This is a genomic window from Paenibacillus sp. 01L418 (genome assembly GCF_056400045.1).
Genome location: NZ_JBFTSN010000178.1, coordinates 1 through 11,922, shown reverse-complemented (window position 1 = coordinate 11,922; position 11,922 = coordinate 1). Strand labels below are relative to the sequence as shown.

The window sequence follows — 11,922 nt, the reverse complement described above, 5'->3', positions numbered from 1 at the left end:
GGATGTTAGTGAAGCGATGGCTTCACTATTTGGAATTATGAGTATACCTACTACCATCCTCTTTAAAGATGGAATACCTGTTGACAATAGGAGCGGAGTCTTATCAGTAGAAGGCTTGGAACAATTTATTTCTGGTCATAATAAATAATAGCCTGCCTTATATATTCCTTTACAGGAATATTCCCTATGTGGTATATTTGGTTTAAGAAGCGATTCACAGTAAATAATAAATAGAGGTAAGGTGAACAAATATAAGAAAAACAATCGTATCGGAATTTTTATAGTGACTTATGAAGGATATAGACAAGCTTGATCGTTCATGATAGAGGAAAAAGATGTGTAGTACACACGTATCAAAAGGTTAATATCATCGCAATGGAGGATTCAGATGACTACAAAAATTAAAATGACTCATACGTTTAGTGCTCCTCGTGACCTTGTGTTTAAGGCTTTTTCAGAATCAGAACATTTACTGAATTGGTGGGGACCAAAAGGATGGGCTTTTGATATTAAAAAATTCGATCTCCGCCCAGGTGGTTTATTTCATTACAAACAGACCGCACCAGACGGAACCGAGATGTGGGTCAAGTTTATCTATCATGAAATTAATTCACCTGAGAAAATTGTGTATACAAACTCCTTTTCTGATGAGGAAGGTAACACCGTGCGTGCACCCTTTGACGCTAATTGGCCTCTTGAATTTTCAGTCACTTTTATTTTCAGTGAAGATGGAGACAAAACCATTCTTACTATGGAAGGGGAAGCAGTATCTCCAACTGAAGAGGAAGCCAAAACGTTAGAGGCATCACAAGATATGGTTCACGAAGGATATGAAGTGACGTTTAATCAACTGGCAGATTACTTATTAATGGTATAAACCAACTAGTTAAAGTGATACAGAAAAACTCTTAACGACAAAGGTTAGTTTGATCTCACATTGTTGATGATCAACCTAACCTTTGTTGTTTTTTTGTTAGAAGGGCTCAAATGGAACGGGGGCGAGCCTTTTTGCGTAATGTATCTCAGTACTTTGCACTTCATGTCCAACTTGATATTCTCGCTACATATTTTTACCAAAAAATTGTTGAACCACCAACAATCGTGTAAAATATAACTTATTTGCTCGACGCATATCGTTCCAAATTCCTCGGAGGAAGTGATTAAACATAATATTTTAGTCTTATGTACTTCAGGAAACTAGACTAAGGCTTCAAATCAGTTATTTTGTTACATTTCCCAGTCATTTTATTTTAACTATAAGTCGAGGTTATGCGTCGTATGAATAATAAGTATACAGCTCAAGCAGATACTTGGTACCAACTTGCAGAGCAAAAGGCAGCCCAATATTTTGAAACATTGAACGAACAAGTGAAGAATAAAACTTATGTAACCACACTAACCGAAGATATTCAATTGTGGAAAAAGAACCATATCCAACATTATTCATTGTTATCCTTTTTTTCGAAAGGAAAGAAAAAACCGGATTCTCGGGATTATCATAGATATATATGGTGGCTGAATTATTCAGGAAAACTGGATGATTATTTAGATCGAAGCGTTTCCTATATTTATATGAGGGATTTAGGAAAAGCTTTGGATGCTCCAGAGACACAAATGAGAATTCAACGAGTGATTGCTGACGTCAAAAGCCATTTTATTCAACCCTCAACAACAAACGGAGGAGAGCAGCCTGATTTTATGACCTTGGCGGGGCTGTATCGGTGGGCTCAGAAGGAAGGCATAGAAAACGGCATAATTTGGGTAATAAATAAACTAAAATCCGTATCCTCGAATATCCCAAAGGAAATGAGTTCCGAGCATGCGGTGCGCAAGCTGATCAAAATCATAATTGGCGTAATGTTGCATGTAATTGAAGAAATGGATGACCAAGTATTGCCTGCTGAACGTGCCAGGAGACTAGACGAAGCCATCAGACTTGGTTAATCCTATGGGCTAACCTATCCTTTTATTGACGATCTGCTTGATTCGGGTGTCCTAAAGGCAGAGGAGAAAGAACAATATTCCAATATGATCCGTACTTCGCTTCTAAGCGGATCTGTTCCACAATTAGGTGAATGGTCCGGCAATAACTTTGAATTTGTCCAATACGTACACGCGGAGCTTAGTGATGCTTTTGAGTATATTAAAAAATATCAGCGACCTGAAACACAACAAACCTTTTTCGAGCAATCCTACGTGTTTTTTCATTCTCAGGATTTGGACCGTGTCAAGGACCTATCGAATGTAAATTACACTAACAAAGAGCTTTACCTGCCTATCATTTTAAAATCCTCATCTTCAAGGCTCATCGTTCGTTCCGTCATTAGTGCTCCTTTGGATGAAGGCTTTGATAATCGAACATTTTATTATGGCATTTATAACCAGCTGGCAGATGATTTAGCAGATATGTTTGATGATATGAAAGACGGGGCGGTAACACCCTATACCTATTATTTGAAATACCATGAGCAGCGCTCAGATCTAATCAATCCCTTTGAGTTATACTGGTCCGTCATCTCTTATTTAATTCACAACATATACTACTCCGATGCCAAAACCCGAGAAGTGATTCTTGATCGTGCCTTCAATGGTCTAAAAAGGTTGAAAGAACGTATAGGTACTGAGAAATATAACGAAATTATGGCGGTGTTTGCTTCAGGAGATCCAGATTTCAATCGCCTTATCCAACATGTGGTTCAAAAAGCGGATGATGTGGATTTCTTCGATAAACTGCTCCGGGATCAGATGGTAACGGTTTTAAAAAGCAATCGCAGTGAAAAGGAACAATTCCTTTCAACTGTCAAAACTGCTCGCGAGCAAATCAAYAATCTATTGCCGATTCACAAAAGTAATGAAATACCTCCAATGAGAGAGCTGCTTATTGATGCTGCAAACTACAGTCTTGAGGGAGATGGCAAACGATTACGGCCAATATTAGCTTGGGTCATGGGTATTAATGAGTATGGACTGCATGCTTCGACGATCGTGCCACTTCTAAAATCATTAGAGTACATGCATACCGCGTCTTTAATCTTCGATGATCTCCCAACGCAGGATAATGCCTCTACTCGCAGAGGGCGTCCTACGCTGCACCAGGTGCATAATAGTGCCACCGCGGAATTAACCGGCCTATTTCTTACCCAGAAGGCGATTGAAGAGCAATCATCCCTTGAACAGTTTGACCCTAAAACCGTGCTTGCTTTAATGCAATATTCGTCCCAAAGAGCTGGAGATATGTGCATGGGGCAGGCGATGGATTTGCATTCCAAAGGAAAAGCATTAACATTGGAGCAGCTAAATATGATGTGCTTTTACAAAACCGGAATTGCATTTGAAGCTTCACTTGTAATGCCCGCTATTCTCGCTCAGGTTAAGTCGTCAGAAATTGCGATTTTGAAAAAATACGCCTATCATGCGGGCATAGCCTTTCAAATTAAAGATGATTTGCTTGATTCGGAAGGAGATTTAAATTTACTCGGTAAACCTATTGGCCAGGATGTGGAGAACAATAACTCGACTTTTGTAACCATCCTTGGTCTAGATGGAGCTAGAAAAGAGATGTGGGAACACTTCTGCCTTGCAATGGAAGCATTGAAGGAGATGCCACGTAATCCAGCTTTTCTGAAGCAACTGCTGAATTATATTATAAGCAGGGATTATTAAATTACATTCGTACGTCTTGAAGAAGATTCGAGCAATCATGTTAGATAGTGCAATAATTTGAATAAGCTAACAGCAGTCCATCGGTGACATATGGTCACTGTTKGACTGCTTTTACTTTTTAATGGTGTTTGAAGCATTCAGCAAAAGTTGATGAGAATGAGAAGGGGAGAAGYAAAGTGAGCGAGGTTAATATGACTAATTACCAATTCATAAGTGACTATAAAGATATTTCAACCTTCAAAGAAAGCTTTAATGAATTGGCTAAAATGGTATTTGGACTTGATTTCGAAAAATGGTATGAAAAAGGGGGCTGGAACGAAAATTATATATGTTATTCCTTTCTCGATAAAAGTAAAGTCATTGCCAATGCCTCAGCAAACAAAATGACGGTTATATGTAACAGTGAAGAGTACAAAGCCATTCAAATCGGTACCGTTATGACGCATCCCGACTATCGAAATCAAGGATTATCAGGCAAACTGATGAACCATATTATCGAGAAATATGAACAAGAATATGACTTTATCTACTTGTTCGCTAATGATTCGGTTCTAGACTATTATCCTAGATTTGGGTTTAGAAAAACGCAAGAAAGTAGTTTTACGCTAAACATTTCAGGTTTAGAATTAAAACCAGAAGCAATCCGTTCCTACCGCAAGCTACATACGAATAACGCCAATGATTATCGGTTGATGGAGCAGTTTGCTAAGGAAAGAATACCTGTATCCCCTATAATGGGTGTGAAAAACAATGAACATCTATTGCTGTTTTATTTTATCTTAGCATTCAATGATGCGATTTATTATGTCGAAGAAGTTGATGCCATTGTTATTTTTAAACACGAGGATAAACAACTTCATCTTTATGATATCATCAGCGTTCAAAAAGTTGATTATGATGTTATTTTGAACAGCCTTGTTACTGCCGATACGGAGATTATTCATTTTTACTTTACACCCGATTACGATAATGAAAACATTCATGTCGAGTTATTAGCAGAGAGTGAGGACACATTGTTTGTTCGTCCTTCATTTGAAGATAGARCAGAACATATTTTGTTTCCATTAACTTCTCATTCATAACGAAACACTTTTTTCAAACATTATCAGTACAAGGTAAATATCATGCTCTACATCCTGCAGGAACAGCATAGGCCATCGTCTTCCATGTCAATCGTACAGGTCGTTTTGTCTTCTTGAGAATACAATATGGTGTATTCCAAAACAGGAAGGAGATAATTCTGTGAACCGTAACGATTATAATAACATGAGTAATAACATGAACATGGGTAGTAATATGGGTAGTAACATGGGTAGTAACATGGGTATGGTAGAAGGTGCGAATTCGGCTAACTTTTGTCCGGATTGTCCAACGCAAACGATTTATGATCCTCCAATTACGCAATATGAGGACATCTACCATCCGCAGCTTGTAAATGTTATTCAAAATATTGAAACGGTGAAGAAGCATCATTGTTGTCCTGTCTATCAGCATTATTACACGCAATCTGAGAAAAATGTCATGGTTTCAGGCTTAAAACGCAGAAAACGTGCTAAAATATCTTCCAAAAAACGTTCCAAAAAATAGTCCTTAAATATAAAAAAAGACCCGTAAGAGCCAACGCTTCGCAAATGAAGCGGCCGCCTTACGGGTCTTTCGCTTGTTTTCAAGATTACTTTAACTGATACAAGAGATGATTTCTTCTTAAATACATATACAATACATACAGAATACAGCAGACAGGCAAAACAAACAGAAAATTACCTTAACTGTTGTCAAAAAGGCTCCAGCCTCAATAAGATATGAATATATATTGTTAAATTTCTAAAGGAATTTAATGGGGAAGCTGAACAACTTTGTGAAATATATCTACTCCTTCATATAAACGTTGCAGATTATTCACAATTTGTATACTTGAAAATCTCAGAAGCAGAGAAGTAGCAACGTTTAGATTGAAACTAATAGAAGTTTAGTTTAACATCAAATACAGTGAACCATACCGCAAGTATCGGAAAAAATGTAATGATGCTAGTAACACATGGCGGCAAACAAAAGCTTCAATCGATGCATTAAGCTTTGTTATTGCCTTTGCTTTGTGTGTTCCTAGAGCCTTGTAAACGGACTTTTCACTTTTCACCAGCTTTCAAATAGCTTATAATTATCTGATAATCGCAGATCATTTAATCTATAATCAATTACAAAACAATATGATATGGTTTTAATTGAAACAGAAAAGGTGTGTGACTGGGTCGAGCATTGGCTTAGTGTAACGCCTATACAGAAGCGCCTACATGCTTTATGCAAATTTTAGGATATAAGGATGGTAATAATGAGCAACGGAGAAAATAAAACAGACGTCATCTTGATTGGTGCCGGAATCATGAGTGCGACTTTAGGGACACTTCTGAAAGAATTGGTACCGGAATGGAAAATTACCGTGTTTGAGAAGCTCGAGAGTGCTGGAGAAGAAAGCTCTAACGAGTGGAATAATGCAGGAACAGGGCATGCAGCACTGTGCGAGCTTAACTACACTGTAAATAAGCCAGACGGATCTGTAGATATTAGCAAAGCGATTCAAATTAATGAACAGTTCCAGCTTTCCATGCAGTTTTGGTCTTACCTTGTAAATAGTAAGCTAATCCGTAATCCGCAAGACTTTATTATGCCATTACCTCATATGAGTATGGTCCAAGGAGAACAAAATGTAACGTTTCTAAAGAAACGTTTTGAAGCCATGTCTACTAATCCGTTGTTTAAAGGGATGGAATTTTCCGATAACCCTGCAAAATTAATGGAATGGATCCCACTTATTATAAAAGATCGTAAATCAAATGAAGCTATAGCAGCAACCAAAATTGACTCTGGTACGGATGTCAACTTTGGTGCTTTAACGCGCATTCTGTTTGACCACTTAAAAAGTAAAAACGTTGATCTCAAATATAAACATAGCGTTGATAATATTAAACGTGCTAGCGACGGCTCGTGGGAATTGAAAGTACGTAATGGCAGCGGCAACGTCGAAAGGCATACTGCAAAATTTGTCTTTATCGGAGGCGGAGGCGGAAGCTTGCATTTATTGCAAAAATCCGGTATTCCTGAAGGTAGACATATTGGCGGATTCCCAGTAAGCGGAATATTTATGGTTTGTAATAATCCGAATGTTGTGGCACAGCATCATGCAAAAGTTTACGGCAAAGCCAAAGTTGGAGCTCCTCCAATGTCGGTTCCACATTTGGATACAAGATTTATCGACAATAAAAAATCTTTGCTGTTTGGTCCTTTTGCCGGATTCTCACCTAAGTTTTTGAAAACCGGTTCAATGTTTGATTTGGTCACTTCCGTAAAACCGGATAATCTCATCACAATGTTATCCGCAGGTGCAAAAAATATGTCATTGACAAAATACCTGATCGAGCAAGTCATGCTATCCAAAGAAAAGCGCATGGATGAGTTGCGCGAGTTTATCCCTAACGCCAAAACGGAAGACTGGGATTTAGTAGCAGCTGGTCAGCGTGTGCAAGTTATCAAAGATACTGAAGCTGGCGGCAGAGGAACACTTCAATTTGGTACGGAAGTTATAACGGCTGCTGATGGTTCGATTGCAGCATTGCTAGGCGCTTCGCCAGGTGCTTCTACTGCTGTTCACGTTATGCTTGAAGTATTTAAAAAATGTTTCCCTCAACACATCAAAGAGTGGGAACCAAAAATTAAAGAAATGATTCCTTCTTATGGCGTTTCATTAATGGAAAATCCAGAGCTTCTGCACGAAATTCATACTTCTACAGCTGACTCATTAGGCCTGAGTGAAAAGGAGCTGGCTTTTAGTTAGTTTTTCTGATGTAAAAACAAATGAATGTAGTGAAATATTACGTAATTGAAAGCATAGCGTGAATTATTTAATTTCATTAAAATAAATATTGAACCTTTGATCTAATTATAGATTGAAGGTTCTTTTTTTATTGAATTTACAGGTGCTGCAGTTAATATTGCTTGCATGTTACCGTTTTTGGTGAGAGGACATACTAATAAAAACCTTTTTGCTCCCTTTTAAAGCAATTGTCCCATTTTTTTTTACAGCGTGAAAAATAACGGGCTGCTCGATTGTATTACTAGTGAAAGGGGGACATTAAGTGAACGATTCATATGAGCTCAATGAATCCGTCCGCAAAGCCGTGGTCAACTATTCCGACAGCCTGGTCAAGATAGCTTTCGCTTATCTCAAAAATATTGCTGACGCGGAGGAAGTAGCGCAAGAAGTATTTCTAGCCTATCTCCAAAAATCCCCCGTCTTTGATAGCGGTGAACATGAGAAAGCCTGGTTAATCCGTACAACGATCAATAAATGTAAAAACTTGCTCAAGACGGGGTGGTTTAAGAGTCGAAACCCCATACCGGACAACCTGTCTAACCTGCCGAAGGATGAATACATGGTCATGCAGGCTGTATTATCATTGGATAAAAAATATCGGGTCCCGATCCATTTGCATTATTACGAAGGTTATTCCTTGGAAGAAATAGCGGATATACTTCATGCCAAACCTGCGACGGTAGGTACTTGGCTCGCTCGAGGGCGTAAACAGCTTAAAGAAGTTATAGGCGGTGATTTGTGAGAATGAAAAAAACAAGTTATAAATCGGCCATGTCCAAAGTGAAAATAAGTGAAGACTTTCAAGAACGTACACTTGAACGCTTAAGCCTGGAGAAGCACAAACAAATCGACAACAATAATAACAACATACGAAATGGAGAGATTCCTATGAAAACAGTTAATTCTAAAGTAAAGAAAAACAAAGTGATGATCTGGGCAACCAGCATTGCGGCTTGTGCGGTATTGACTCTGAGCATTTATGCAGTAAACCAAGACGCAGGCAGTACTTCTCCTGGTGCGGTCACGAAAAATCCAAGCGGCACCATTGAGAATAATGGTCCTGGACCGGCGACCTCAGCAAAACACAGGGTAAACATTGATGGTGTGATTGATGAGGTAAGTACCGACGGCCAAAGCTTTCGAATTGGCGAATTGTGGGTGACAGTTACGGAAAAAACGACTTACGGCATAACAGGCCCAACAGCTCCTGATATTTCAGAGCAGCTGGTAAGCAAGGAATTTAAAGTGGGCAACACGGTATCTGGCTTCACCTCGGAAGACGTCACGAGCGGAAAGGTAACAGCCGACGTCATTTTCAATAATTTTTGATTTAGCAGCTGTTAGCATACTAACCGCATCCTCCTATGGATGCGGTTTTTTGCTAGCATTATATAAAATAGACGATCATAAATCAAAAAAAGACAGATCAACATCAATGCTTGTTGGGATCACTCCGTTTCCAGTGTCCACCACAAAAAGCTAAGTTTTTTACAGTAGGAACTAAATTCTTACAGGTAAACGATAAAGAAACGTTTTGATAAAATAATTATTGTAATCGCTTTCAAGTTAATATATGGAAGGAAGTGAGGCTCGAGCAGCCTATTGCAGGCTTTACAGCATCATGTGAGACTAAATGCAATTAAAGAAGAGGAGGTATACAGATGAAATAATTGTAACCTCCGATGACGGACATGGGACGCTTACCTAGACTATTTAGAAATTCAGTAAAAACACTGAATCTAGTAGAGAGAGTTAAGCAGAACGGAGTGGCGCGAACAACCATACTTGTATGTTTATACGAGGAGGTACTACCATGTTCAAAGCAAAACTAATAAAAGGGGCAGCGGCCCTAGCACTTTTCAGTTCGTTATTCTCCATCCCGATAATGCCTATTGCCAGTGCAGCCGATGCCAACTGCCCGAACGGATATGTAGGTCTGACATACGACGATGGCCCAAATGCCAGTAACACTACATCACTGCTCAATGCTCTGAAGCAGGCCGGTTTGCGTGCAACGATGTTCAACCTTGGGCAAAACGCCCAAAATAACCCGTCACTCGTGCGGGACCAAGTGAATGCGGGCATGTGGGTCGGAAACCACTCTTATACACATCCTCACATGACCACATTGAGCAGCTCGCAGATGTCATCGGAAATTACGCGAACACAACAAGCGATCCAGTCAGCTACCGGAGCTGCACCAAAATTGTTCCGCCCGCCGTACGGCGAGACTAACGCTTCTTTGAAGTCAATCGAGAGTCAAAATGGGCTAACCGAGGTGCTGTGGAACGTTGACTCACAGGACTGGAATGGCGCCACCACCGCACAGATCGTAGCCGCTGCGGGCAGACYGCAGAACGGCGATGTCATCCTGATGCATGATCAATACCAGACTACGCTCCAAGCGATCCCCCAGATTGCTCAGAATCTTAAGAGCCGGGGACTTTGCCCTGGTATGATTTCAACAAGCACCGGCCGGGCGGTTGCGCCTGACGGTGGCGGTACAACTACTCCTCCAAGCACAAGTACAAAAAAGGAAGCCGAAAGCATGACCAAAGCTGGTCAGTACACCGGGAATATCAGCTCGCCGTTCTCTGGTGTTGCTTTATACGCCAACAATGATTTGGTCAAATACACACAGAATTTCACGAGCGGAACTCATAGTTTCTCACTCCGTGGTGCTTCAAATAACTCCAATATGGCCAGAGTTGACTTGAAAATAGGCGGGGTGACGAAAGGGACCTTCTACTTCGGAGGCAGTAGTCCCGCAGTCTATACCATAAGCAATGTCAGCCATGGAACCGGTAATCAAGAAATTGAGCTCGTTTGCACCTCCGATAACGGGACATGGGATGTTTACATTGATTATTTGGAAATTCAGTAAATAACTCGAACCAGTAAAGGATACGATTTAGTTATTGATTTAAATTCAAATCGTATGTTCCACTAAATCCCGGCGGGATCTTCTCCGTCGGGATTTTTGTGATTAGCCCTGTTGAAAAAACTGAATAAAACTTATCGTCATTTTTCAAGCTAAAAGATTGATCATTTATAATATTGGTTTAGTTCTTGACCTAAAGTAATGTCACCCCATATAATTATCCATTAATAACCAATAGAATGAGGTAAGGAGAGTGAAGTTAATGGAACCTACCCTTACAGCCGATCTTGAAAGAATACTGCGAAAACTTGATCAAGCTGATTTAATTAATCTTTTAGTTGATCGGATATCCTCCAGTGACTTGAATTCACTTCTCTTAAAAGTATTCAGCGAGAAAACAAAGACATCTTCTCCAAATGATCTACTTAAAAGATACAAGAATAACCGTTTTGTAYACCCAGCTGACGTCGATGTGCTATTGCTTAAGAGGATGGAGTTGGATGTTTTAGATATTGCTTCAAAACATTCTTTTTCGCCAATTCAACTATCTCCCGTAGCACCATTGGGCTGTGCTTCTGTGCTAGGAACAGTTGATCAAAACAAAGCAATTTCCGCGTTAAGAGGAACGGAGGTTGTATCAGATGCAACCAATCTCTTAGCCCTGCATATCAGTAATTTACTTAAAACAATTGATTCAAATGATAAGAGAGATAATTTTATTCGCTTCTGTACCACCCATAGGCATGTCCGAGCGCAATTCTTTGGAGATGATCCAGGGATGCTGCCTCATTTCCATTTATTTTGTATGGTGACGTCTGGATTAGATGAAGGTTCCTATAGCTTCGAAAAACAATCATTATGGGAGCATATAAAAGTATACCAAAGTATATTTAAAACGCTGTTTGGGTCTGACATCGAGATCATTTTAAGTGAACGCAGTGGTTACAAAGATTCGGCTGGCTTAGTCTCAAGGATTATAAAACATGGAAATGAATTGTCATTGAATGTGTCGGTAAGTACAGGTGAGCCGAATATGGAAAACCAGTATTACAAAGGATTACAATTCACATTAAAAACAGTAATAGGCGAAACGGAGTATTTTATTGGCGATGGCGGTTTTGTAGATTGGACACAAAATATGTTAGGCAGCAGGAAAGAGCGGCTTTTGATTAGTGCAATTGGTCTGGACAGGCTCATTTTGTGAAGTTCCGGTCTTTCTCAAAGGACTCGAGATTATCGAATTCCTACTAAGCAGGTGATTATCATTTTTGAGAAGATGTATGCTGCAAACGTAATGGATTCATTGACTTATCTTTTCATCTTTATTAGGACTGATCCAACGAACCCTTTACTTTTTCAACTTTTACTCAAATATCGATGCTGGTTACATAAAGAAACCAAATTTAATTTTCGCTCAATAAAGAGGTTACTAAATGAATTGAATTTAATTGAAGATCCTCGATACAAAGCAACTATTATCTCAAAACTCAAAAGAATAAGGTTGTACAAT

Annotated in this window: 8 protein-coding genes and 1 pseudogene; all 9 read left to right on the top strand. The window is 39.4% G+C overall.

Going from position 1 to position 11,922, the window contains the following annotated elements; translation table 11 throughout:
* The first annotated feature begins 388 nt into the window (after positions 1-388).
* The 9 genes and pseudogenes from AC1DSE_RS19860 to AC1DSE_RS19820 all read left to right on the top strand — a co-directional run bounded on the left by AC1DSE_RS19860 (position 389) and on the right by AC1DSE_RS19820 (position 11,616).
* The gene (locus AC1DSE_RS19860) at positions 389-877 is read left to right on the top strand and encodes an SRPBCC family protein (protein WP_477511164.1); all 489 of its coding nucleotides are present in this window, start codon (positions 389-391) and stop codon (positions 875-877) included.
* A 392-nt stretch (positions 878-1,269) separates the two neighbouring features.
* Positions 1,270-3,663: pseudogene (locus tag AC1DSE_RS19855) on the top strand (polyprenyl synthetase family protein).
* A gap of 176 nt (positions 3,664-3,839) precedes the next feature.
* Positions 3,840-4,745: a GNAT family N-acetyltransferase gene (locus AC1DSE_RS19850; protein WP_477528075.1), complete on the top strand. Its 906-nt coding sequence runs from the start codon at positions 3,840-3,842 to the stop codon at positions 4,743-4,745.
* 160 nt (positions 4,746-4,905) lie between these two features.
* Positions 4,906-5,250: a hypothetical protein gene (locus tag AC1DSE_RS19845; RefSeq protein ID WP_477511161.1), complete on the top strand. Its 345-nt coding sequence runs from the start codon at positions 4,906-4,908 to the stop codon at positions 5,248-5,250.
* A 742-nt stretch (positions 5,251-5,992) separates the two neighbouring features.
* Positions 5,993-7,492, top strand: coding sequence for a malate:quinone oxidoreductase (locus tag AC1DSE_RS19840; RefSeq protein ID WP_477511160.1), 1,500 nt, complete (start codon positions 5,993-5,995; stop codon positions 7,490-7,492).
* A 301-nt stretch (positions 7,493-7,793) separates the two neighbouring features.
* The gene (locus tag AC1DSE_RS19835) at positions 7,794-8,273 is read left to right on the top strand and encodes an RNA polymerase sigma factor (protein ID WP_441907699.1); all 480 of its coding nucleotides are present in this window, start codon (positions 7,794-7,796) and stop codon (positions 8,271-8,273) included.
* A gap of 2 nt (positions 8,274-8,275) precedes the next feature.
* The gene (locus AC1DSE_RS19830) at positions 8,276-8,860 is read left to right on the top strand and encodes a hypothetical protein (RefSeq protein WP_477511159.1); all 585 of its coding nucleotides are present in this window, start codon (positions 8,276-8,278) and stop codon (positions 8,858-8,860) included.
* 484 nt (positions 8,861-9,344) lie between these two features.
* Positions 9,345-10,415, top strand: coding sequence for a polysaccharide deacetylase family protein (locus AC1DSE_RS19825; protein WP_477528074.1), 1,071 nt, complete (start codon positions 9,345-9,347; stop codon positions 10,413-10,415).
* 259 nt (positions 10,416-10,674) lie between these two features.
* Positions 10,675-11,616, top strand: a complete 942-nt coding sequence (locus AC1DSE_RS19820) for a hypothetical protein (RefSeq protein WP_477528073.1) — start codon at positions 10,675-10,677, stop codon at positions 11,614-11,616.
* Positions 11,617-11,922: the final 306 nt, after the last annotated feature.